This is a genomic window from Enterococcus columbae DSM 7374 = ATCC 51263, from assembly GCF_000406925.1.
GTDB lineage: Bacteria > Bacillota > Bacilli > Lactobacillales > Enterococcaceae > Enterococcus_E > Enterococcus_E columbae.
This window is the reverse complement of the sequence record NZ_KE136351.1, coordinates 168,629-190,544: the sequence shown is the minus strand read 5'-3', so window position 1 is coordinate 190,544 and position 21,916 is coordinate 168,629. Positions and strand designations below refer to the sequence as shown.

The following is a 21,916-nucleotide window of genomic DNA, read 5'->3' as shown; positions in this document are numbered from 1 at the left end:
GTTTAAGAAGTTCAATTGCTTTATTAAAAAGATCTGATCGCACAGATCGAAGGTTAAGTGAATAAGGGCGCACGGTGGATGCCTTGGCACTAGGAGCCGATGAAGGACGGGACTAACACCGATATGCTTCGGGGAGCTGTAAGTAAGCTTTGATCCGGAGATTTCCGAATGGGGGAACCCAATATCTTTAATAGGATATTACCTTTAAGTGAATCCATAGCTTAAAGGAGGTAGACGCAGAGAACTGAAACATCTAAGTACCTGCAGGAAGAGAAAGAAAAATCGATTCCCTGAGTAGCGGCGAGCGAAACGGGACCAGCCCAAACCAAGATGCTTGCATCTTGGGGTTGTAGGACTCCGATGTGGGAGCAAGCAAGATAGCCGAATGACTTGGAAAGGTCAGCTAAAGAGGGTGAAAGCCCCGTAGGTGAAATGTTGTAAGCCCCTAGGAGGATCCTGAGTACGGCGGAACACGAGGAATTCCGTCGGAATCCGGGAGGACCATCTCCCAAGGCTAAATACTCCCTAGTGACCGATAGTGAACCAGTACCGTGAGGGAAAGGTGAAAAGCACCCCGGGAGGGGAGTGAAATAGAACCTGAAACCGTGTGCCTACAACAAGTTAGAGCCCGTTAATGGGTGATAGCGTGCCTTTTGTAGAATGAACCGGCGAGTTACGATTGCATGCGAGGTTAAGTTGAAGAGACGGAGCCGTAGCGAAAGCGAGTCTGAATAGGGCGAGTGAGTATGTAGTCGTAGACCCGAAACCATGTGATCTACCCATGTCCAGGTTGAAGGTGCGGTAAAACGCACTGGAGGACCGAACCAGGACACGTTGAAAAGTGTTTGGATGAGGTGTGGGTAGCGGAGAAATTCCAAACGAACTTGGAGATAGCTGGTTCTCTCCGAAATAGCTTTAGGGCTAGCCTCGGAAGTGAGAATGATGGAGGTAGAGCACTGTTTGGACTAGGGGCCCATCTCGGGTTACCGAATTCAGATAAACTCCGAATGCCATTCATTTATATCCGGGAGTCAGACTGCGAGTGATAAGATCCGTAGTCGAAAGGGAAACAGCCCAGACCACCAGCTAAGGTCCCCAAATGTATGTTAAGTGGAAAAGGATGTGGGGTTGCACAGACAACTAGGATGTTGGCTTAGAAGCAGCCACCATTTAAAGAGTGCGTAATAGCTCACTAGTCGAGTGACCCTGCGCCGAAAATGTACCGGGGCTAAACATACTACCGAAGCTGTGGATTGCACTTAGGTGCAATGGTAGGAGAGCGTTCTAAGGGCGTTGAAGGTAGATCGTGAGGACTGCTGGAGCGCTTAGAAGTGAGAATGCCGGTATGAGTAGCGAAAGACAGGTGAGAATCCTGTCCACCGAATAACTAAGGTTTCCTGGGGAAGGCTCGTCCGCCCAGGGTTAGTCGGGACCTAAGCCGAGGCCGACAGGCGTAGGCGATGGACAACAGGTTGATATTCCTGTACTCGTTGTTTTTGTTTGAGCAATGGAGGGACGCAGGAGGCTAGGAAGAGCAAACAGTTGGAAAAGTTTGTCTAAGCAGTAAGTCTTGTGATGAGTCAAATGCTTGTCACTATAAGGATGAGCTGTGATGGGGAGGTTGATTAAGATCGACCGAGCTTCTGATGTCACACTGCCAAGAAAAGCTTCTAGTGAGAAAACAACGACCCGTACCGCAAACCGACACAGGTAGTTGAGGAGAGAATCCTAAGGTGAGCGAGAGAACTCTCGTTAAGGAACTCGGCAAAATGACCCCGTAACTTCGGGAGAAGGGGTGCTGCTCTATGAGCAGCCGCAGTGAATAGGCCCAAGCGACTGTTTATCAAAAACACAGGTCTCTGCAAAATCGTAAGATGAAGTATAGGGGCTGACGCCTGCCCGGTGCTGGAAGGTTAAGAGGAGTGCTTAGCGCAAGCGAAGGTACGAATTGAAGCCCCAGTAAACGGCGGCCGTAACTATAACGGTCCTAAGGTAGCGAAATTCCTTGTCGGGTAAGTTCCGACCCGCACGAAAGGCGTAACGATTTGGGCACTGTCTCAACGAGAGACTCGGTGAAATTTTAGTACCTGTGAAGATGCAGGTTACCCGCGACAGGACGGAAAGACCCCATGGAGCTTTACTGTAGTTTGATATTGAGTGTCTGTACCGCATGTACAGGATAGGTAGGAGCCGTAGAAGCCGGGACGCCAGTTTCGGCAGAGGCGCTGGTGGGATACTACTTTTGCGTTATGGCCACTCTAACCCGCACCACTGATCGTGGTGGGAGACAGTGTCAGATGGGCAGTTTGACTGGGGCGGTCGCCTCCTAAAAGGTAACGGAGGCGCCCAAAGGTTCCCTCAGAATGGTTGGAAATCATTCGAAGAGTGTAAAGGCAGAAGGGAGCTTGACTGCGAGAGCTACAACTCGAGCAGGGACGAAAGTCGGGCTTAGTGATCCGGTGGTTCCGCATGGAAGGGCCATCGCTCAACGGATAAAAGCTACCCTGGGGATAACAGGCTTATCTCCCCCAAGAGTCCACATCGACGGGGAGGTTTGGCACCTCGATGTCGGCTCGTCGCATCCTGGGGCTGTAGTCGGTCCCAAGGGTTGGGCTGTTCGCCCATTAAAGCGGCACGCGAGCTGGGTTCAGAACGTCGTGAGACAGTTCGGTCCCTATCCGTCGCGGGCGTTGGAAATTTGAGAGGAGCTGTCCTTAGTACGAGAGGACCGGGATGGACTTACCGCTGGTGTACCAGTTGTCTCGCCAGAGGCATCGCTGGGTAGCTATGTAGGGAAGGGATAAACGCTGAAAGCATCTAAGTGTGAAGCCCACCTCAAGATGAGATTTCCCATTTCTTTAAGAAAGTAAGATCCCTGAGAGATGATCAGGTAGATAGGTCAGAAGTGGAAGTATAGTGATATATGGAGCGGACTGATACTAATCGATCGAGGACTTAACCAAAAAAATCGGTAGATTGATGACCTTCAAATCCAGTTTTGAGTGAAGCAATTTACTCAAAGCAAATAGTGTGGTGGCGATAGCAAGAAGGATACACCTGTTCCCATGCCGAACACAGAAGTTAAGCTTCTTAGCGCCGATTGTAGTTGGGGGTTTCCCCCTGTGAGAGTAGGACGTCGCCACGCTTGATGGAGATTTAGCTCAGCTGGGAGAGCATCTGCCTTACAAGCAGAGGGTCAGCGGTTCGATCCCGTTAATCTCCATATGAGTCGTTAGCTCAGTTGGTAGAGCATCTGACTTTTAATCAGAGGGTCACAGGTTCGAGCCCTGTACGACTCATACAAATATTTGCGGGTGTGGCGGAATTGGCAGACGCACTAGATTTAGGATCTAGCGCCTTATGGCGTGGGGGTTCAAGTCCCTTCACCCGCATAATCTATGCCGGCTTAGCTCAGTTGGTAGAGCATCTGATTTGTAATCAGAGGGTCGAGGGTTCAAGTCCTTTAGCCGGCATTATCATTACGCGGAAATAGCTCAGTGGTAGAGCACCACCTTGCCAAGGTGGGGGTCGCGGGTTCGAAACCCGTTTTCCGCTTTACTAATATGCCGGGGTGGCGGAACTGGCAGACGCACAGGACTTAAAATCCTGCGGTGAGTGATCACCGTACCGGTTCGATTCCGGTCCTCGGCATTAGTAATTGCGCCCATAGCTCAATTGGATAGAGTGTTTGACTACGGATCAAAAGGTTAGGGGTTCGACTCCTCTTGGGCGCGTAGTCTTTTTATATATTATCGGGAAGTAGCTCAGCTTGGTAGAGCACTTGGTTTGGGACCAAGGGGTCGCAGGTTCGAATCCTGTCTTCCCGATTTTTTATTTGGCTCTATAATAAATTGGACTGATGAATCAAAATCGATTCTTCAGTCCAATTTTTCATTTTAGGTATAAAAAAACATACCGTTCTCTGATATGATTAAATTACCACAAATAACCCAAGAGAGGACGGTATGCTATATGAATCATTCTATCAAAAAAATGTTACGATTAATAGACCCAAATTTAACAATTCTTGAAATTACTCAGGAGAAAATCAACCATCAGATGACTCTTGTCATTAAAGCGAATCTTTCCCCTCAACCTTCACCTTGTAAATGTTGTGGTGCCAATGTGATAGATGATGATGGAAAGTTCGCTGTAGTCAAAAACGGCAAGAAAACAGTCACTGTACGCTTAGAAGCTTTCAACCACTTACCAATGGTCATGCATTTAAATAAGCAACGCTATGTATGTAAAAAGTGTAGACACTATTGGACTGCCCAAAGCTATTTTATTCGCCCCCATCATGCTATCTCTGAGCAGGTGCGATTTAAAATGATGGATTTATTAAAAGAAAAAGTGTCGCTTACTTTTATCGCTAAACAATGTCAGGTTTCTATTTCTACGGTTATTCGTGTCTTGCGCTCATTTAAACCTCAGTTGCCTAAAGCAAAACAGTTATACTTACCGAAAGTTTTACTAGTAGATGAATTCCGCTCACATACTTCTTTAGAAGATAAAATGAGTTTTATTTGTGTAGATGGTGAAACAGGGAAATTGTTGGATGTTTTACCCACTCGTAAATTACCTTATTTGAAAAACTATTTTCAAAACGCCAAAAATAAGGAAGACGTACAATTTTTAGTTTCAGATATGAACGCGAGTTATATGCAATTGATTGCGAGTCACTTTCCTAATGCCCAATTAATCATTGATCGCTTTCATATTGTCAAACATATCAATCAAGCACTCAATGACTGTCGCGTACGCGAAATGAAAGGATTAATCAAAGAGAAAAAAAGAAGCCAAGCTGCAAAATTAAAAAGTAATTGGCGCTATATCCTAAAGAAAAGAGCAAACTTAGATGTTACAGAATATAAATCCTGGCGCAGTTTTCGCCAACCTAAATTTCCACTTTTAACAGAAGAAATGATGGTTGACCGGTTATTGGCTTTTTCTCCTAAACTCAAATTAGGCTATCAGTATGTCCATGATTTATTAGAAGCTTTTGATAATAAAGATCCAGATACATTTTTTGAGATATTAAAAACGTTACCAGATACACTAGATGAAGTACTGAAAGAGAAGTTACAAAACTTAATAAACTATGAAGAAGGAATAAGAAATGCACTGATTTATCCTTATTCTAACGGAAAAATAGAAGCCAAGAATACACATATTAAAACTTTAAAACGGGTTAGTTATGGTTTTCGATCATTTGTGAACATGAAATTAAGACTATTTCTGATGAATGGTTTAATTGAATCGAAATAACAAAAAGAGCAGAGATAGCAAATAGCTGTCTATCTCTGCCTATTCCTTTTGTAAAACTCATCAGTCCAATTTGACAAAGAGCCTTTTATTTTAGAGCCTGATTAAAAGGCTCTTTTTTTTATATCGTTAATTATTTAGGGCTAAAATATGCTAAAATGTAAGTATTCATGAATGAAGTCATCAAGGATTAAAGGAGGAAATTCGTTGCGTGGCCAATTAATCAAGGCATTGAGTGGATTTTATTATATTGAAGTAGATCAACAAATTTATCAGACTAGAGCTAGAGGAAACTTTAGAAAAAAGAAGCTTACTCCGCTGGTAGGTGATTATGTTTCTTTTGAGAGCACTAGCTTGCAAGATGGCTATATATTAGAGCTTTTCCCTAGAAAGAATGAATTGATTCGTCCACCTGTTGCCAATGTCGATCAGGTGATTGTAGTGAGTAGTTTAGTGGCACCTGATTTTTCATCTCATCTGCTAGATCGATTTTTGATACATTTGGAGCAAAAGGGAATTGAAGCAATTCTTTATTTAAGTAAGGCTGATTTAGTAGCAGAGGATAGTTCATTAATTGAAGAGATTAAGGCATGCTATCAAAAAATTGGTTATCCGGTGATTGTTGGCAATGATCAAGATCGAGCTTTAGAAGAGCTGAAAACGTACTTGCCAGGTAAGCTAACTGTATTGGCTGGCCAATCGGGTGCGGGAAAATCGACGTTATTGAATCGATTATTACCTGGATTGGATTTGGCCACAAACGAAATTTCTGAATCATTAGGTCGAGGCAAACATACGACCAGACATGTCGAATTAATTGAAGTAATGGATGGTTTAGTGGCTGATACACCGGGCTTTAGTTCGATTGACTTCTTTGATTTAACAGTCAATGAATTACCTAAGCTATTTCCAGAATTTGTGCAAGTATCTGATCAATGTCGCTTTAGAGAATGCTCACATACACATGAGCCGGATTGTGCTGTTAGAGCAGCAATCGAAAATGGCCAAATTGCTCAAAGTCGATATGATAATTATTTAGTGTTTTTACAGGAGCTGACGAATCAGCGACCTGTTTATCGAAAAAAAAATAGAAAATAGTTTATCTGGAGGAGAATGAAGATGAAAATAGCCCCATCAATTTTAAGTGCAGACTTTGCTAATCTAGAAAGAGATGTTCAATTTGTTGAACAGCATGGAGCAGATTATATCCATATTGATGTGATGGATGGTCAGTTTGTTCCTAATATTACTTTTGGACCAAATGTGGTGAAGGCATTGCGTCCAGTGACCAAATTACCTTTAGATGTTCATTTGATGATTGTTGATCCTGAGCGTTATATTGAGGCTTTTGCTGATGCAGGTGCAGATATTATCGGTATTCATGTAGAAGCAACCAATCATATTCATCGGGCATTACAAATGATTAAAAATAAAGAGGTTAAGGCCGAGATTGTTTTAAATCCTGGAACGAGTATTGAGGCGATTAAACCGGTATTATCCATGGTAGATCAAGTTTTAGTGATGACGGTTAACCCAGGATTTGGTGGTCAAAGCTTTATTGAAGCAACACTAGAAAAAATTCAAGCTTTAGCGCAAATCAAACAAGAAAAAGGCTACCATTACGATATTCAAGTCGATGGTGGGATTGTACCGCAGACAGCCAAGCTTTGTAAAGAGGCTGGTGCAAATGTTTTTGTAGCAGGTAGCTATATTTATGATGCAGACCATCCAGAAGAAAGAATTCAAGCGTTGAAAGAGGCTTTGAAATAGAATGAAGCTTTTGATTGTTGGAGGAGGAAGTCCTAAAACCTGGCCTGATAAGCTAACAGATTTTGATTTTTATATTGGAGTAGATCGTGGGAGTCTGTATTTATTAGAAGCGCAATTGCCCCTTGATTTGGCGGTGGGTGATTTTGATTCTTTAACTGAGTCAGAACGTCAAAGGGTATTTGCTAAAAGCCGCGCACATGTGCAAGCGCCGGCTGAAAAAGATGATACAGATACACAATTAGCATTGCTATGGGCAACTCAACATTATCCAGAGGCTCAATATACTTGTATTGGCTTAACTGGGGGCCGAATCGATCATTTTCTGGCAAATTTATGGATGGTATTGGAGCCTAGGTTTGCAAAATTCATCCCACAGATTTGTCTATTAGATCAGCAAAATTCGATTCATTTTTATTTACCTGGTGAATATACAATCTATCGAGAGAAATCGAAAAAATATTTGGCTTATGTTTGTTTAACACCTATGCAATCATTGAGCTTATATGATAGTAAATATACGCTAGATCAACAGCGGATTACTTATCCGATTGCTTATGCCAGCAACGAATTTTTAACGAATACTGCTCGTTTTGTTTTTTCTGATGGCATTTTAGCGGTCATTCAAAGTAAGGATGCTTAAAAATTTTTCGTTGACAGTCTTAAATGCAAAAAAAGCATTAAGAGTGTTGACGAATCTTTTTTTTACGCAGGTTTAGTGGTACAATCAGACTTGTTAGTTTATACGCTAGAGGTGACTTTGTGAAAAAGTTTAATTCAAATAAAAATATTATTATTGCGCTAATTGTGGTTATCGTGGTGGTCGCTGTTCTAAGCTTAACCATTGCCAAACGCGCTTCTCAAAATAAAACCAATTTTTTACAATCTGCGGTTAATGATTCGGTAGCCTTGGTTGATAAGATTTTAATGGCGCCTGTTCATCTGGTAACTGATACAGCAACAAGAGTGAGTGAGTTGTTTCAAACCTATGAAGAAAATCAACAGTTAAAAGCAAAGATTGATGCCTATGATCAGTTATTACAAAAAGAAAAAAATAATGAGCGTGAGATTGAACAGCTTAAGTCTGAGCTAGAATTAAACGCTACGTTAACTAGTTATGAAAAACAAGTAGCTAATGTAATTAGTCGTAGTCCGGATACTTGGCAAGATTTATTGGTGATAGATAAGGGAAGTAAAAATGGAATTGAAGTAAATATGGCTGTGATGGCGAAAAAAGGCTTGATTGGTCGCGTGATTGAAGTCAATCAATATACTTCAAAGGTTGAGTTATTGAGTTCTAAAAACGAAACCTCCAATCATTTTCCAGTTAGAATTTCCACAAAATCCGGCGAAATTTTTGGTATTTTAAAAGATTACGATCAAAAGCAGGATTTATTGATTGTTGAAGATTTAACGGGAGCTTCAAATGTCGATAATGGGGATGTTGTGCAGACTTCAGGCTTAGGTGGCAATTCACCAGCTGATCTAATGGTTGGGAAAGTGGTAAATGCTAAGACCGATAGTTTCGGCTTAGCCAAGCAATTATATGTTAAGCCAGCAGCTGATGCCACTGATTTAAGTGTAGTGACAGTCATTAAGCGTTCTGTCGAGGTTACAGAATAATGGAAGCTCGACAATATCCTTACTGGCTCATCCCGTTGATGTTTTTCCTCGTGTTAATTGATACCCATCTAGGAAATTGGTTATCAAGTCTCAGCCATAACGATTATATTTGGAATGCGCATTTAGTTTTAATCACTTTATTATGGGCAGCTTATCGTTTACCTAAGATTCCTACAATTGGCTTAGCTTTGGGAATTGGTTTAGTAACAGATTGCTACTATCTTGGTATTATCGGTATTTATACGGTTGCTTTGCCGTTAATGGTGTGGTTAATTTATATTTTGCATGCGACTATTTATCAAAATCTTTATACGATGTTTTTTGCTCTGGTTATTTTTTTAACGGGCTATGAACTGTTTGTTTTTATCATTCAGGTGCTATTTAAATTAACCTCTACGGATTCGGTCTTTTTTATTTCTAGATACTTAGCGCCGACCCTGCTACTGAATATTATTTTATTTTTTGCATTATTGTTACCTTATAAGAAGCTGTTTCAGTAAGACAGCTTCTTTTTTGCGTTACAAATTGAAATATATTTGTAACATTCTCTTTATAGGAATGACATCTCACTGTGCTACAATTCATTTGTTACAAAGTTTGGGCATGTGAAGGCATGCACCACCGTAATGGTAAAATGAAAGAACACAATGGTTCAAATGGAGGAATAATAGTGAAGAAACGTTTATCTTCAGTCGTGATTGCATCTACAGTGTTACTTGGTACATTGACAGCTCCTATGGTTGCCATGGCGGATAATTACGATACACAAATCGAACAAAAGAATAGTGAAATTAATGATTTAAAAGCAAAGCAGTCTAGTGCACAAAAACAAATTGATGAATTAGAAGCTAGCGTTGCTAAAATCAATAAACAAGCCAATGAATTATTAGACCAACAAGCAACCTTGCAAGATGAGTCTGTTCAATTACAAAAAGATATTGAAACATTAAAGGAAAGAATCGCTAAGCGTGAAGAAACAATCCAAAGACAAGCAAGAGATGTTCAAGAAAAGAATCAATCTTCTGTCTTTATCAAAGCGTTATTAGATGCTGATTCATTTTCTGATGCATTAGGTCGTCTAAAAGCGATGACTACTATTGTGAATGCAAATAATGATTTAGTCAATCAACAAAAAGCTGATAAAAAAGCTGTAGAAGATAAAAAAGCTGAAAATGAGAAGAAGCAAGCAGAAATTGCTGCTAATCAAGCTAAATTAGAAGAACAAAAAGGTACTTTAGAAGCAAAACAAGCGGACTTAAATGTTTTAAAATCAACATTAGCAGCGCAACAAGCAACTAAAGAAAGTGAAAAAGAAGCCTTAAATGCACAAAAAGCAGCTTATGAAGCTGAACAAGCACGTATCCGTCAAGAACAAGCGCAAGTGGCTGCAACTCGTCAAGCTGTAGCGCAACAAGCAAGTTCAAGTCAAGCAAGCGCTAGTGCAAGTAATACTGGTTCTAGCAGTTCATCTGCTTCAGTAAGTACACCAGCTGTTTCAATTCCAAGCACACCGGCACCAGCGCCTAGTGGTAATGGTTCTGCGATTGTAGCGGAAGCTTATAAACATATCGGTAAGCCTTATGTTTGGGGAGCAAAAGGTCCAGATACTTTTGACTGCTCAGGATTTACTCGTTATGTATACTTACAAGTAACTGGTCGTGATATTGGTGGTTGGACAGTACCTCAAGAAAGTGCTGGAACAGTTATCCCAGTTAGCCAAGCACAACCGGGTGATTTATACTTCTGGGGTTCTCGTGGTTCAACCTCTCACGTAGCGATTGCTATCGGTGGAGGCCAATACATCCATGCTCCACAACCAGGTGAAACAGTTAAAGTTGGTTCTGTTGCTTACTTCGCACCAAGCTTTGCTGTACGTATGTAACATATATAATAAACGAATTTTAAAAAGCATCGATTCAATTATCGGTGCTTTTTTTGTATGGTTATTAGAAATATGAGTTACGGATTGGACAAATTGCGGAAGTCTAACCAATAGGTATCTATGAAATTTTTGTTTTCATATTTTTTATCATTTTTTTACCTAGTGGTTTAGGCTGCTAGTTTTTTTATTTGGCTCTTGATTAAAGTACATAGTCTAGTCCGCTTGACGCATTGGTTTACATCTATGTAAGCGCATGTTATAGTTTGAAGTGGAAGTAAAATTTGATAGCCAAATGGAGGACAGCTAAATGGATCGTCAGCGCTTAATCGAACAAATCCAAGGAGGCTTAATCGTTTCCTGTCAGGCTTTACCAGGCGAGCCTTTATATACTGAAACTGGTCATATTATGCCTTTGATGGCGTTAGCAGCCCAACAAGCAGGTGCAGTCGGCATTCGGGCCAATTCTGTTCGTGATATTTTACAGATTAAAGAAAAAGTTGATTTGCCGATTATCGGCTTAATTAAACGAGATTATCCACCAGAAGAGCCTTATATTACAGCGACGATGCAAGAAGTTGATGAGTTAGTTCAGGCTGGGGTTGAAGTGATTGCTTTAGATTGTACTTTACGTCAGCGGCATGATGGTTTAACGGTTAAAGCATTCATTCAAGCGATTAAAGCGAAATATCCTAATCAATTATTGATGGCTGATATTGCCACTTTTGAAGAGGCGGTCAATGCGCATCAGGCAGGTGTAGATTTTGTAGGGACAACCTTATGTGGATATACCAAAGAAAGTAAAGACATGACGGTACCGAATATCGAGTTAATTAAACAAATGGTCGCTGCAGGCATCTGTGTAATTGCTGAAGGGGGGATTCATACTCCTGAACAAGCAAGACAAATACAACAGCTAGGAGTGTGTAGTGTGGTCGTAGGGGGTGCGATTACGCGACCCTTGGAGATTGCTAGCCGTTTCGTGCAAGCCTTAGTACATCCTTAAACCTTTAGGGGTGTTGAATTAACAAGCAAATCCCAGCATCAGCTAATTGTTTAGCGAATGCTGGGATTTTTCTGGTATTATTTTTGATTTGCTTTATTTCTTTTATACGCATGAATAATTTTTAACGCTCGTTTTCTAGTTTTAATATTGGGACTTTTTAAACGGCGATAGGCACTAGATAAATCAGTTTTTTCCATCGTTTTCCTCCTTTTTTATAATCGATCGCTGAGATAGGCTTCGATTTGTATTTTTTCATCATAATTACAAGTATCTGCTGCAAGCTTTTGCAATAAAACCTCTCTGAATTCTAGACTGATTTCCCAAAAACCATCGATTTGTTCAAATAACTGAGCATCATAATTTTTAAATAGTGGATATAACGCTAAAAATTCAGTAAAGCTTAGATTTTCCTCTTCATAGAAGTCCTTTATCCAACCATTGTCTAAGGCTAGCGTACTAGGCTGACCATTAGGCAGAATCAATTCATGTTGTAGCATAGTTTGATAGATTGCTGCCTTTTCTTTGGTTGAAACCTTTTGATTAGGATAGTGGAAACGAACTGCTTCTTCCACTAAAGAAGGATAGATAATTTGCATCAAGCATCCTCCTGTTGTTTTAATTTTTCCTTATATTCCTTCAAAGAAATATGATGACTTCTTTTAAAGGTCCCACTTTTTAGATCAAAAGAAATACTAGGTACTGCTAGCTTTTTATGGGTCCGACGTTTTCTTTTTTGACTTTTAGACGTTTTTCTTGCAGGTACTGCCATTTAGCTTCCCTCCTTATTGTTAATGAATGAATTTTAAAAAAGTTGCGATTGCTTAGCTGATACCAATGAAATCAGTCAAATACTTACCAGCTGGCTTTTTTAACACCGGGGAGGAGCCCTTGCAGTGCGTATTTTCTAAAATTAATGCGTGAAAGTCCAAATTGGCGCATATAACCACGTGGTCGGCCATCTAAATGATCGCGATGTTTACAACGGATAGGATTGGCCTCCTTAGGTAATTTTCGCAAGGCTGCATAGTCTTTTTTTTCTTTTAGTTCTTGGCGTAAGCTGGCATATTGTTGAATTAATGCTTGTTGTTTTTGATATTTAGCTATTTTTGATTTTTTTGCCATAATTCCCTCCTATTTTTTGATTTCCTCAAAAAGGACTCGTTTTCTAAGTTTAGGTGAATATTTCTTTAATTGTAGTTTATCTGGAGTATTGCGTTGATTTTTACTGGTTAGATATAGACGCTCACCGGTTTCTTTACAAGCTAAAATAATTGATTGGCGCATGCTTATACTCTCCTTTTTGCAAATAGTAATTATTACGTTTTACAATTTTGTATCTTAGCAAAGATTTTACTGGTTGTCAATCGGAAAAGTTACGATTTATATCGAAACGTGTGCTTCTTGCAATTTGCTATCAAGGTTGATGGTTACGAAGTTGTAGACTTAAAACAAGATAGGTTATTTAACTCATCTAATATAAAAGAAAAAGGTGAAAATTTTGAGAGTCGCTTATGCTAGAGTATCAACAAAAGAGCAGAATTTACAACGACAAATTGCAGAATTGAAGAAATTTGGAGCAGAGAAAATTTTTATTGAAAAAGGATCAGGGGCATCGATTGAAAATAGAATTGTTTTTCAAGAAGCTCTGCAATTTATCCAAGCAAAGGATATTTTCATTGTTGAAGCGATTGATCGCTTAGGGCGAAATTATAATGAAATTATCGAAACGGTTCATTTTTTAAAAGAAAAAGAGGTAAATTTAATCATCACTAGCTTACCAATGATGAGTGAGGTAATTGGCCATCCATTGCTCGATCGTTTTATTAAAGACTTAATCATTCAAATTTTGGCGATGATTGCCGAACAAGAGCGGATGGAATCTAAGCGTCGACAGGCACAGGGGATTAAGCTGGCCAAGGAAAAAGGTATTTATAAAGGTAGAGGTAGAATTTATCGTCCGGATGCTGAAGATAAAAGCTATCGCAGGATTTATTTAGCGATTGTTGAAGATTTAAAAATGGGCAAACGCATCTCTGATATCGCTCGAAAACGTGGGGTCACTCGCCAAACCATTTATCGCATTCGTGAGGATATTTGTGTAAAACCTAAAAAATTAACTAAGAAAGTACACCCAAAACAGACCAAGACTTAAAAAGGGAATAAAGGGTAGTCGCAAATCAAGGCGCCGATTATTTAAAAAGCATAGTCCATAGCCGATTAAACCCAATCCGCTGGCGATAAGTAATAATAAATTGATTTGCTGATAGCTTAGCCACGGGAACCAAGCGCAAGCTAATAATAAATCACCATTACCTAAATAGGTTTGTTTGAGCAGTAAGCTAATTAGTAAAGCTGCACTGCAAACCAGCAGATGGGAGAGAAAAAAGGGTTGTTGTAAGGAAAATAGCACGAACCATAAGAGCAGATGGGTATAAAAGAATAGCTGTAAATCAATACTTAAATATAAACAATCAGCGACACTTAGGATAAGGGCTAATGAAAGCCAAACTAAGGCGAGACATTTCTGCGATAGACTTGCTGGATAACCGTAAAAGACATAGCTAAACATAATCCCACTAAGTATTTCGGTGATAAGACTACTGACAGGGATTTTTTGATGACAAGTATGGCAACGAAACCGTAGACAGCAAATAGAAAGAATAGGAATCAGTTCCCAAATAGTTAAACGATGTTGACAATACGGACAATGTGATGCAGGAAAAAGAATCGATTGTCCTAGCTGTCTTCTAGTAATAATTAAATAGAAAAAAGAACCAAAACAGGCCCCCAGCATAAAGATGATGATAAACATTTTAAACCTCAATTTTTTTATTTTATTAAGCCGCTCATCTATTAAATACGTAAATTTTTTCCAATAAGCTGAAAAAAATAAGAAATAGTTTTTTGTTTGATTATATAGACATTTTTATTTTACTTTTCACTCTTTTTGACTTATCCTTAATACTGTAAGAGGTTTAAGAAAGAGGCATTATCGATTAGCTGTTTGTTATTACTTTAAGCAATCGATAGTAGCGCTAAAGGAGGAATTTGTTTATGGTACTAGAAAAGACAAAAGATGTGTTAAATCAATTGGTGGCAGATTTAAGTCAGTTTTCAGTTGTGATTCATCAAGTGCATTGGTACATGAGAGGTCCTGAGTTCTTAACTTTACACCCATTAATGGATGAATATATGGATGAAATGAACGAACAATTAGATGAAGTCGCTGAACGCTTGATTACATTAGGTGGTGCTCCTTATTCTACATTGAAGGAGTTTGCCGAAAATACTGGGATTAAAGATGAAATCGGCAGCTATGAATTAACCATTCCTCAACAAATGGAAAAATTAGTCGCTGGTTATCGTTACTTAGCAGATCTTTATCAAGAAGGGATTGATGTAGCTGGTGAAGAAGGCGATGATGTAACCCAAGATATGTTTATCGCTTTTAAAGGCGCTATTGAAAAGAAAATCTGGATGGTTCAAGCTAAGCTTGGTCGTGCGCCAGAGCTTCATTTACATGATACTGTTCATCACTAAAATAGATTTTAAGGCTCTTTGTCAAATTGGACTGATGAGTTTTACAAAAGGAATAGGCAGAGATAGACAGCTATTTGCTATCTCTGCTCTTTTTGTTATTTCGATTCAATTAAACCATTCATCAGAAATAGTCTTAATTTCATGTTCACAAATGATCGAAAACCATAACTAACCCGTTTTAAAGTTTTAATATGTGTATTCTTGGCTTCTATTTTTCCGTTAGAATAAGGATAAATCAGTGCATTTCTTATTCCTTCTTCATAGTTTATTAAGTTTTGTAACTTCTCTTTCAGTACTTCATCTAGTGTATCTGGTAACGTTTTTAATATCTCAAAAAATGTATCTGGATCTTTATTATCAAAAGCTTCTAATAAATCATGGACATACTGATAGCCTAATTTGAGTTTAGGAGAAAAAGCCAATAACCGGTCAACCATCATTTCTTCTGTTAAAAGTGGAAATTTAGGTTGGCGAAAACTGCGCCAGGATTTATATTCTGTAACATCTAAGTTTGCTCTTTTCTTTAGGATATAGCGCCAATTACTTTTTAATTTTGCAGCTTGGCTTCTTTTTTTCTCTTTGATTAATCCTTTCATTTCGCGTACGCGACAGTCATTGAGTGCTTGATTGATATGTTTGACAATATGAAAGCGATCAATGATTAATTGGGCATTAGGAAAGTGACTCGCAATCAATTGCATATAACTCGCGTTCATATCTGAAACTAAAAATTGTACGTCTTCCTTATTTTTGGCGTTTTGAAAATAGTTTTTCAAATAAGGTAATTTACGAGTGGGTAAAACATCCAACAATTTCCCTGTTTCACCATCTACACAAATAAAACTCATTTTATCTTCTAAAGAAGTATGTGAGCGGAATTCATCTACTAGTAAAACTTTCGGTAAGTATAACTGTTTTGCTTTAGGCAACTGAGGTTTAAATGAGCGCAAGACACGAATAACCGTAGAAATAGAAACCTGACATTGTTTAGCGATAAAAGTAAGCGACACTTTTTCTTTTAATAAATCCATCATTTTAAATCGCACCTGCTCAGAGATAGCATGATGGGGGCGAATAAAATAGCTTTGGGCAGTCCAATAGTGTCTACACTTTTTACATACATAGCGTTGCTTATTTAAATGCATGACCATTGGTAAGTGGTTGAAAGCTTCTAAGCGTACAGTGACTGTTTTCTTGCCGTTTTTGACTACAGCGAACTTTCCATCATCATCTATCACATTGGCACCACAACATTTACAAGGTGAAGGTTGAGGGGAAAGATTCGCTTTAATGACAAGAGTCATCTGATGGTTGATTTTCTCCTGAGTAATTTCAAGAATTGTTAAATTTGGGTCTATTAATCGTAACATTTTTTTGATAGAATGATTCATATAGCATACCGTCCTCTCTTGGGTTATTTGTGGTAATTTAATCATATCAGAGAACGGTATGTTTTTTTATACCTAAAATGAAAAATTGGACTGAAGAATCGATTTTGATTCATCAGTCCAATTTATTATAGAGCCGATTTTAAAGGGACCAAGGTGACTTGGCTCCTTTTTTATTTGCATTTTGGCCTATCATTTGTTGAAATTTGTGATAGAATGAAGGTGAAAAAATAAAAGAATGTACAGGGGAGCTCATAATGGTGGGCTGAGAGGAAGTCATCAACTTCGACCCTTCAACCTGATTTGGATAATGCCAACGAAGGGAGTATGCGCAAAACTTCATTATGACCTTTTGTGGAGAGTACCTCGTTGCTTGAGGACTCTCCTTTTTTTGTACATTAGAGAGGAGTTATAGATGGCAAATAAAGAAACATCGGTGTGGGCTAATGGTTTTATTTGGTTTGGAGCAGCGGTATCGATTGCCGAAATTCTAACGGGAACATTGATTGCTCCATTAGGCTTGAAAAAGGGAGTGCTGGCCATTTTGCTAGGGCATTTTTTAGGAGGCGTTTTACTCTATCTAGCCGGGCTAATTGGTGCTGATACGAAAAAAAGCGCCATGGAAACAGTCAAGCGGACCTTTGGCGAATATGGAGGACGTTTTTTCGCTGGTCTGAATGTTTTGCAGTTAATTGGTTGGACCGCAGTGATGTTAGTTAGTGGTGCACAAGCTGCTGAAGCCCTTTTTCCGTTAGGGCATTTATGGATTTGGATCGTTCTTATTACGGGTTTAATGATGCTATGGATTAGTCTAGGGATTACAAATTTGGGCAAAATAAATAGTGTGGCAATGGTTGCGTTATTGCTTTTGTCGATTGTTTTAAGTGTAACGATTTTTAATCAGGCAAAGCCAATGACGCTTCCTCCGACGCTTAGCTTTGGGGCGGCAGTGGAATTAAGTGTGGCGATGCCGCTTTCTTGGTTACCGTTGATTGCTGATTATACCCGCTATGCTAAGAAAAAACGAGCGAGTGTTGCTGTAAGCACGCTTGCTTATAGTTTAGGGAGTAGCTGGATGTTTTTTATTGGCTTAGGCATGGTTTTATTTTCAGGACAGTCTGATTTTTCACAAATCTTAGCACACGCTAAATTAGGCGTGCTAGGCTTAATCATTGTTATTGGCTCAACGGTGACTACTACGTTTATGGATGCTTATTCAGCTGGCGTGAGTGTAGTCAGTATTTACAAGCACATAAGTGAAAAGCTTTGGGCATTACTGGCTTGCGTGCTAGGGATGCTTCTAGCGATTTTTGCAGCAAATCAGCATTATGAAAGCTTTTTGTATTTAATCGGTTCGGTTTTTGCACCGATGATTGCCATTCAAATCGTTTCGTATTTTATCTTAAAACAAGATTTTTCAAACGAAAGCTTTGTTGGGCTAACTAGTTTTTGTTGGTTAGTTGGTTTTATCTGTTATCGTATATTGCTAGCTCAATCGACTATCTTTGGCATTACCTTCCCAGTGATGCTCTTTACCGGTCTTTTTTATTGGGGATTACAAAAAATTTTAGGAGGAAAAAATGATGTTTCAAGTTCTAATAAATGAAGTCAAAGCCAAAAAGCCATTAATCCATAATATAACCAATTATGTGACGGTCAATGATTGTGCCAATATTTTACTTGCTTGTGGGGCTTCTCCGATTATGGCAGATGAAATCAAAGAAGTAGCTGAGATTACTAGCTTATGTGCAGGGTTAAATCTAAATATCGGTACGTTAAATCAACGGACGATTGAGACGATGCTAGTAGCCGGTCAACAAGCCAATCAATTAAATTTGCCAGTTGTGCTTGATCCAGTGGGGGTGGGCGCTTCTAGTCTTAGAAATCAAACGGCTCAACGTTTACTTGATACGCTACATTTTACAGTAATTAAGGGCAACATTTCTGAAATAAAGGCCTTAGCTTTGAAAAGTCAAACAACCCAAGGAGTGGATGCGGCCACTTTGGATTTAGTGACAAAAGAAAATTTACATGAGGTGGTAGCTTTTGCTAAAAAATATGCACAAGCGTTGCAAACTATTTTAGTCATTACTGGCCCCATTGATTTGGTGGTGGATGCTAATCGAGCTTTTGCGGTTTACAATGGGCATCCAATGATGGCAAAGATTACCGGAACAGGCTGTATGCTTAATGCCTTAATTACGGCTTACTTAGCGAGCTATCCACAAGATTATTTGTTAGCTACGCTCAATGCGGTTTGTCTGATGGGTTTAGCGGGTGAATTAGCTGCTAAACGATTACAGTCTTTTGAAGGCAATGCTAGTTTTCGGACCTATTTGATTGATGCCGTTGATTTGATGACACCAGAAGTGTTGGCTGGAGGCATACGATATGAAGAAATTGAATGATCAGTTGAAATTTTATGCGGTTACGGATAGTCGTTGGCTAGGTGAACAAACCTTATATCAACAAGTCCAAGCGGCTTTAGAAGGTGGGGTGACCTGTGTTCAGCTTAGAGAAAAACATATGGATAAGATGAAGCTTTTGCAAATAGCTCAGGAAATTCACCAATTATGTCAAAGCTATCAGGTACCCTTTATTATGAATGATTATGTTGATTTGGCGATTGCTTGCAAGGCAGAGGGGATTCATGTTGGGCAAAAGGATATGCAGGCAATGCAAGTCAGAGCACAAATTCCTAAAGACTGCCTTTTAGGTGTATCTGTACAAACCGTTGAGCAGGCTAAGCTCGCACAAGCACAAGGCGCAGATTACTTAGGAGTTGGTACGATTTTTCCAACTATGACTAAAAGTGATGCGCTGACGGTCTCCAAGCAGACGCTTACAGCAATTTGTCAAGCAGTACAGATTCCAGTAGTGGCAATCGGTGGGATTGAGCAAACTAATATACAACAATTAGCTGGTACAGGAATCGTTGGTGTTGCTTTAGTCAGCAGTATTTTCGCTCAAGAAGATATTACGCAAAGCTGTATCCAGTTAAAAAAAGAAATTTGGCGACATTTATAAACGGATTCATTAATTGAAAGGAGTGGTAGCTAGTATGAAAACTGTTTTAACGATTGCAGGTTCAGATTCAAGTGGAGGAGCGGGCATTCAAGCGGATATTAAAACGATTACGATGCATGGCCTTTATGCAACAAGTACGATTACAGCCCTTACAGCCCAAAATACATTAGGGGTGACGGCGATTTTGGAATGTACGCCCGAGGTATTAAAAGAGCAATTGGACTGCATTTTTACTGATATTTATCCAGATGCTGTCAAAATAGGGATGGTAGCCAATAGTCGTTTGATTGAGGTGATTGCTGAACGACTGCTTCATTATCAAGCTAAAAATATTGTCTTAGATCCGGTAATGGTAGCGACAAGTGGTGCACGTTTGCTAAGTGAAGAAGCTCAGCTTACTTTACGTGAGGTGTTAATGCCGATTGCCCAAGTGATTACGCCGAATATCCCGGAAGCTAGTCTGCTTAGTGGCGAACACATTACAGATAAAGCGAGCATGCTAACTGCTGCTAAAAAAATTGCGCAGGACTATTCTGGAGCGATTTTATTAAAGGGAGGTCATTTAATAGAGGATGCGACGGATTTGTTGTTTGCTAATCAACAGGCTTCATGGTTTGTCGGTCAGCGTATTTTAACGGATAATACGCATGGTACAGGCTGCACACTTTCCTCTGCTATTGCTTGTCACTTAGCTAAGGGAGAAAGCTTGGCTAATAGCATTCAGCAAGCCAAGGCCTATCTGTCACAAGCATTAGCTTATGGGTTGAATTTAGGACAAGGTAGTGGGCCGATGAATCACATGTTTGCCTTAAAATAAAAAAATAAACTAGCAAAAAAAAAAAGACTGAGAGAACTCAGTCTTTTTTAGCTCTAGGCTGTTGGTTAACTAGCGCTAGATTATCATCAACTGACTGGCTAAACAGGGGATTAAACCAATTAAGTTGCAGTTAAGAGTGTTTTAAGGTCTGCTTAGCCAGTTCAATTTGATTGCTAACTTGATCAAAACCTGTGCCACCTAGTGAGTGACGGCGTTTGACTGCGGTATAGGCATCTAATTTTTCGTAGATATCTTCCTCAATTAACGGGGTAATCGCTTGATAGTCGCTTAAAGCAATATCCTGTAAATAATGCCCATTTTGGATACATTGTAAGACCAATTTACCTACGATTTCGTGGGCTTGTCTAAAGGGTAGGCCCTTACTTGCTAAATAATCTGCCAGTTCGGTGGCATTAGAAAAGTCTTTTTGGGTGGACTCTAGCATCCGGTCTTTATTGACCTTCATCGTTGCAATCATCCCACTCATAATATCCAAGCTCGCTAAAATCGTTTCAGCTGTATCAAACATGCCTTCCTTATCTTCTTGTAAATCCTTGTTATAAGCTAAAGGCAAGCCCTTCATCACCGTAAGCAAGCCAAATAAATCTCCGTAGACGCGTCCTGTTTTTCCACGAATCAATTCAGCCATATCGGGATTTTTCTTTTGAGGCATAATCGAGCTACCCGTTGAAAAAGTATCCGTCAATTCCACAAATTGATATTCATGACTACACCATAAAATGATTTCCTCACAAAAACGAGATAAGTGCATCATTAAAATAGACGCATTACTTAAAAATTCCAAGATAAAATCACGATCGCTAACGGCATCCAAGCTATTTTGATATACTTGAGCAAAGCCTAATTCTTTAGCGGCAAACACACGATCAATTGGGAAAGTGGTACCAGCTAGAGCCGCAGCTCCTTGGGGTGAAATGTCTGTTCGCTGGATATTTTCACTAAAGCGTTGTTCATCACGCGTTAACATTTGATAATAAGCCATTAAATGATGAGCAAAGGAAATCGGTTGGGCATGCTGCAGGTGCGTATATCCTGGCGCAATCGTTTCGATGTGTTCCTGCGCTTTTTCAACCAATACCTCTCTAAAATGATGGATTTTTTCAATGACTTCGGTTAATACTTCTTTTAAATATAAATGCATATCGGTGGCGACTTGGTCATTTCGACTGCGAGCGGTGTGCAGCTTGCCAGCTACCGGCCCAATTTCTTCGTGTAAGAAGGTTTCCATATTCAAATGAATATCTTCATTTTGTACGGTAAAGGTTAAGGCATTTGCCGCTAATTTTTGTTGTAGCTGCTCTAGGCCCTGTATGATTGTTTGTCCTTCTTCTGCTGAAAGAATGCCGGTTTTAATCAACATTTTTACATGAGCAAGGCTGCCAATTAAATCGTGTTTTGCTAATTTTTGGTCAAAAGCAATCGATGCGCCAAATGCATCAATCCATTCTTCGTTTTTACCGTCAAAACGGCCTCCCCATAATTTTGCCATAATTTTGTTCTTCCTTTTAAATTAATCTTTACAAGAAAGGATCGCGCCAAAAGCTTGTAGTAAGCTTTAGCGCTAGCTTTCTTATTTACCAAGC

Annotated in this window: 22 protein-coding genes, 8 tRNA genes, 2 rRNA genes and 1 riboswitch; of the genes, 24 read left to right on the top strand and 8 right to left on the bottom strand. The window is 39.5% G+C overall.

What is annotated here, in order from left to right; all coding sequences use genetic code 11:
- Positions 1 to 51 precede the first annotated feature (51 nt).
- The 18 genes from RK02_RS11305 (at position 52) to RK02_RS11220 (ending at position 11,540) form a co-directional block, all read left to right on the top strand.
- Positions 52 to 2,963 (top strand): 23S ribosomal RNA (locus RK02_RS11305).
- 66 nt (positions 2,964 to 3,029) lie between these two features.
- Positions 3,030 to 3,145 (top strand): 5S ribosomal RNA (gene rrf / locus RK02_RS11300).
- Between the two features lie 5 nt (positions 3,146 to 3,150).
- Positions 3,151 to 3,223, top strand: a tRNA-Val gene (locus RK02_RS11295).
- Positions 3,224 to 3,226: 3 nt separating this feature from the next.
- Positions 3,227 to 3,299, top strand: a tRNA-Lys gene (locus RK02_RS11290).
- An 11-nt stretch (positions 3,300 to 3,310) separates the two neighbouring features.
- Positions 3,311 to 3,392: transfer RNA gene (locus RK02_RS11285), tRNA-Leu, on the top strand.
- Positions 3,393 to 3,400: 8 nt separating this feature from the next.
- A tRNA-Thr gene (locus RK02_RS11280) sits at positions 3,401 to 3,473 on the top strand.
- 10 nt (positions 3,474 to 3,483) lie between these two features.
- A tRNA-Gly gene (locus RK02_RS11275) sits at positions 3,484 to 3,555 on the top strand.
- Between the two features lie 10 nt (positions 3,556 to 3,565).
- Positions 3,566 to 3,651 (top strand) — tRNA-Leu (locus RK02_RS11270).
- Positions 3,652 to 3,660: 9 nt separating this feature from the next.
- Positions 3,661 to 3,734 (top strand) — tRNA-Arg (locus RK02_RS11265).
- A 19-nt stretch (positions 3,735 to 3,753) separates the two neighbouring features.
- Positions 3,754 to 3,827: transfer RNA gene (locus RK02_RS11260), tRNA-Pro, on the top strand.
- A 145-nt stretch (positions 3,828 to 3,972) separates the two neighbouring features.
- Positions 3,973 to 5,268: an ISL3 family transposase gene (locus tag RK02_RS11255; protein WP_016184099.1), complete on the top strand. Its 1,296-nt coding sequence runs from the start codon at positions 3,973 to 3,975 to the stop codon at positions 5,266 to 5,268.
- Between the two features lie 204 nt (positions 5,269 to 5,472).
- Complete coding sequence (rsgA, locus tag RK02_RS11250) at positions 5,473 to 6,363, top strand: ribosome small subunit-dependent GTPase A (protein WP_016184366.1); 891 nt, start codon at positions 5,473 to 5,475, stop codon at positions 6,361 to 6,363.
- A gap of 21 nt (positions 6,364 to 6,384) precedes the next feature.
- Entirely contained in the window at positions 6,385 to 7,035 is a 651-nt protein-coding gene (gene rpe / locus RK02_RS11245) for a ribulose-phosphate 3-epimerase (protein WP_016184365.1), read from the top strand.
- Between the two features lies 1 nt (position 7,036).
- Positions 7,037 to 7,675: a thiamine diphosphokinase gene (locus RK02_RS11240; RefSeq protein WP_016184364.1), complete on the top strand. Its 639-nt coding sequence runs from the start codon at positions 7,037 to 7,039 to the stop codon at positions 7,673 to 7,675.
- A 119-nt stretch (positions 7,676 to 7,794) separates the two neighbouring features.
- Positions 7,795 to 8,655, top strand: coding sequence for a rod shape-determining protein MreC (gene mreC, locus RK02_RS11235; protein ID WP_016184363.1), 861 nt, complete (start codon positions 7,795 to 7,797; stop codon positions 8,653 to 8,655).
- Positions 8,655 to 9,155, top strand: coding sequence for a rod shape-determining protein MreD (gene mreD / locus RK02_RS11230; RefSeq protein WP_016184362.1), 501 nt, complete (start codon positions 8,655 to 8,657; stop codon positions 9,153 to 9,155). Before mreC ends, mreD begins: the two co-directional genes overlap by 1 nt.
- 170 nt (positions 9,156 to 9,325) lie before the next feature.
- A complete protein-coding gene (locus tag RK02_RS11225; protein ID WP_016184361.1) occupies positions 9,326 to 10,537 on the top strand; it encodes a C40 family peptidase in 1,212 nt (403 codons plus the stop codon).
- Positions 10,538 to 10,844: 307 nt separating this feature from the next.
- On the top strand, positions 10,845 to 11,540 hold the full coding sequence (locus tag RK02_RS11220; protein WP_016184360.1) for an N-acetylmannosamine-6-phosphate 2-epimerase: 696 nt from the start codon (positions 10,845 to 10,847) through the stop codon (positions 11,538 to 11,540).
- A gap of 77 nt (positions 11,541 to 11,617) precedes the next feature.
- Here RK02_RS11220 and RK02_RS12275 read toward each other — a convergent pair whose 3' ends face one another.
- From RK02_RS12275 to rpmG, 5 genes are all read right to left on the bottom strand, one after another.
- Positions 11,618 to 11,737, bottom strand: a complete 120-nt coding sequence (locus RK02_RS12275; RefSeq protein ID WP_016184359.1) for a putative metal homeostasis protein — start codon at positions 11,735 to 11,737, stop codon at positions 11,618 to 11,620.
- A gap of 15 nt (positions 11,738 to 11,752) precedes the next feature.
- Positions 11,753 to 12,136 (bottom strand): hypothetical protein, encoded by a 384-nt coding sequence (locus tag RK02_RS11215; RefSeq protein WP_016184358.1) that lies wholly within the window; start codon positions 12,134 to 12,136, stop codon positions 11,753 to 11,755.
- Positions 12,136 to 12,309 carry a 50S ribosomal protein L32 gene (rpmF, locus tag RK02_RS11210; RefSeq protein ID WP_016184357.1) on the bottom strand — a complete coding sequence of 58 codons (174 nt, stop codon included), beginning with the start codon at positions 12,307 to 12,309 and terminating at the stop codon, positions 12,136 to 12,138. The genes RK02_RS11215 and rpmF overlap by 1 nt, the downstream gene beginning before the upstream one ends.
- Positions 12,310 to 12,392: 83 nt before the next feature.
- Positions 12,393 to 12,662, bottom strand: coding sequence for a 30S ribosomal protein S14 (gene rpsN / locus RK02_RS11205; protein WP_016184356.1), 270 nt, complete (start codon positions 12,660 to 12,662; stop codon positions 12,393 to 12,395).
- Positions 12,663 to 12,671: 9 nt separating this feature from the next.
- The gene (gene rpmG / locus RK02_RS11200) at positions 12,672 to 12,824 is read right to left on the bottom strand and encodes a 50S ribosomal protein L33 (RefSeq protein ID WP_016184355.1); all 153 of its coding nucleotides are present in this window, start codon (positions 12,822 to 12,824) and stop codon (positions 12,672 to 12,674) included.
- A 214-nt stretch (positions 12,825 to 13,038) separates the two neighbouring features.
- Here rpmG and RK02_RS11195 point away from each other — a divergent pair, with 214 nt between their 5' ends.
- Entirely contained in the window at positions 13,039 to 13,692 is a 654-nt protein-coding gene (locus RK02_RS11195) for a recombinase family protein (protein ID WP_016184354.1), read from the top strand.
- Here the strand turns inward: RK02_RS11195 and RK02_RS12190 are convergent.
- The gene (locus RK02_RS12190; RefSeq protein ID WP_016184353.1) at positions 13,654 to 14,352 is read right to left on the bottom strand and encodes a prepilin peptidase; all 699 of its coding nucleotides are present in this window, start codon (positions 14,350 to 14,352) and stop codon (positions 13,654 to 13,656) included. The two genes, RK02_RS11195 and RK02_RS12190, sit on opposite strands and share 39 nt — an antisense overlap.
- A 242-nt stretch (positions 14,353 to 14,594) precedes the next feature.
- Here RK02_RS12190 and RK02_RS11190 point away from each other — a divergent pair, with 242 nt between their 5' ends.
- Positions 14,595 to 15,080: a Dps family protein gene (locus tag RK02_RS11190; protein ID WP_016184352.1), complete on the top strand. Its 486-nt coding sequence runs from the start codon at positions 14,595 to 14,597 to the stop codon at positions 15,078 to 15,080.
- 95 nt (positions 15,081 to 15,175) lie between these two features.
- On the opposite strand, the gene RK02_RS11185 is transcribed toward RK02_RS11190, so the two are convergent.
- Positions 15,176 to 16,471 carry an ISL3 family transposase gene (locus RK02_RS11185; RefSeq protein WP_016184099.1) on the bottom strand — a complete coding sequence of 432 codons (1,296 nt, stop codon included), beginning with the start codon at positions 16,469 to 16,471 and terminating at the stop codon, positions 15,176 to 15,178.
- Between the two features lie 231 nt (positions 16,472 to 16,702).
- A riboswitch (TPP riboswitch) is annotated at positions 16,703 to 16,810 on the top strand.
- Positions 16,811 to 16,883: 73 nt separating this feature from the next.
- On the opposite strand from RK02_RS11185, the gene cytX reads away from it, so the two are divergent.
- The 4 genes from cytX to thiD are packed head-to-tail and all read left to right on the top strand — an operon-like array spanning position 16,884 to position 20,312.
- Positions 16,884 to 18,074 (top strand): putative hydroxymethylpyrimidine transporter CytX, encoded by a 1,191-nt coding sequence (gene cytX, locus RK02_RS11180; protein ID WP_016184351.1) that lies wholly within the window; start codon positions 16,884 to 16,886, stop codon positions 18,072 to 18,074.
- Positions 18,052 to 18,876, top strand: coding sequence for a hydroxyethylthiazole kinase (gene thiM, locus RK02_RS11175; protein ID WP_018451714.1), 825 nt, complete (start codon positions 18,052 to 18,054; stop codon positions 18,874 to 18,876). The genes cytX and thiM overlap by 23 nt, the downstream gene beginning before the upstream one ends.
- Positions 18,860 to 19,495: a thiamine phosphate synthase gene (gene thiE / locus RK02_RS11170; RefSeq protein ID WP_016184349.1), complete on the top strand. Its 636-nt coding sequence runs from the start codon at positions 18,860 to 18,862 to the stop codon at positions 19,493 to 19,495. Before thiM ends, thiE begins: the two co-directional genes overlap by 17 nt.
- 34 nt (positions 19,496 to 19,529) lie before the next feature.
- Entirely contained in the window at positions 19,530 to 20,312 is a 783-nt protein-coding gene (gene thiD, locus RK02_RS11165; protein WP_016184348.1) for a bifunctional hydroxymethylpyrimidine kinase/phosphomethylpyrimidine kinase, read from the top strand.
- Between the two features lie 130 nt (positions 20,313 to 20,442).
- On the opposite strand, the gene argH is transcribed toward thiD, so the two are convergent.
- Positions 20,443 to 21,822, bottom strand: coding sequence for an argininosuccinate lyase (gene argH, locus RK02_RS11160; protein WP_016184347.1), 1,380 nt, complete (start codon positions 21,820 to 21,822; stop codon positions 20,443 to 20,445).
- Positions 21,823 to 21,916: the final 94 nt, after the last annotated feature.

Excerpts from the sequence above, each read along its gene's own strand:
- RK02_RS11255 (WP_016184099.1), top strand. The coding sequence starts at position 3,973 with ATGAATCATTCTATCAAAAAAATGTTACGATTAATAGACCCAAATTTA.
- rpe (WP_016184365.1), top strand. The coding sequence starts at position 6,385 with ATGAAAATAGCCCCATCAATTTTAAGTGCAGACTTTGCTAATCTAGAA.
- RK02_RS11240 (WP_016184364.1), top strand. The coding sequence starts at position 7,037 with ATGAAGCTTTTGATTGTTGGAGGAGGAAGTCCTAAAACCTGGCCTGAT.
- mreD (WP_016184362.1), top strand. The coding sequence starts at position 8,655 with ATGGAAGCTCGACAATATCCTTACTGGCTCATCCCGTTGATGTTTTTC.
- RK02_RS11220 (WP_016184360.1), top strand. The coding sequence starts at position 10,845 with ATGGATCGTCAGCGCTTAATCGAACAAATCCAAGGAGGCTTAATCGTT.
- RK02_RS12275 (WP_016184359.1), bottom strand. The coding sequence starts at position 11,737 with ATGGAAAAAACTGATTTATCTAGTGCCTATCGCCGTTTAAAAAGTCCC.
- RK02_RS11215 (WP_016184358.1), bottom strand. The coding sequence starts at position 12,136 with ATGCAAATTATCTATCCTTCTTTAGTGGAAGAAGCAGTTCGTTTCCAC.
- rpmF (WP_016184357.1), bottom strand. The coding sequence starts at position 12,309 with ATGGCAGTACCTGCAAGAAAAACGTCTAAAAGTCAAAAAAGAAAACGT.
- rpsN (WP_016184356.1), bottom strand. The coding sequence starts at position 12,662 with ATGGCAAAAAAATCAAAAATAGCTAAATATCAAAAACAACAAGCATTA.
- rpmG (WP_016184355.1), bottom strand. The coding sequence starts at position 12,824 with ATGCGCCAATCAATTATTTTAGCTTGTAAAGAAACCGGTGAGCGTCTA.
- RK02_RS12190 (WP_016184353.1), bottom strand. The coding sequence starts at position 14,352 with ATGTTTATCATCATCTTTATGCTGGGGGCCTGTTTTGGTTCTTTTTTC.
- RK02_RS11190 (WP_016184352.1), top strand. The coding sequence starts at position 14,595 with ATGGTACTAGAAAAGACAAAAGATGTGTTAAATCAATTGGTGGCAGAT.
- RK02_RS11185 (WP_016184099.1), bottom strand. The coding sequence starts at position 16,471 with ATGAATCATTCTATCAAAAAAATGTTACGATTAATAGACCCAAATTTA.
- cytX (WP_016184351.1), top strand. The coding sequence starts at position 16,884 with ATGGCAAATAAAGAAACATCGGTGTGGGCTAATGGTTTTATTTGGTTT.
- thiM (WP_018451714.1), top strand. The coding sequence starts at position 18,052 with ATGTTTCAAGTTCTAATAAATGAAGTCAAAGCCAAAAAGCCATTAATC.
- thiE (WP_016184349.1), top strand. The coding sequence starts at position 18,860 with ATGAAGAAATTGAATGATCAGTTGAAATTTTATGCGGTTACGGATAGT.
- thiD (WP_016184348.1), top strand. The coding sequence starts at position 19,530 with ATGAAAACTGTTTTAACGATTGCAGGTTCAGATTCAAGTGGAGGAGCG.
- argH (WP_016184347.1), bottom strand. The coding sequence starts at position 21,822 with ATGGCAAAATTATGGGGAGGCCGTTTTGACGGTAAAAACGAAGAATGG.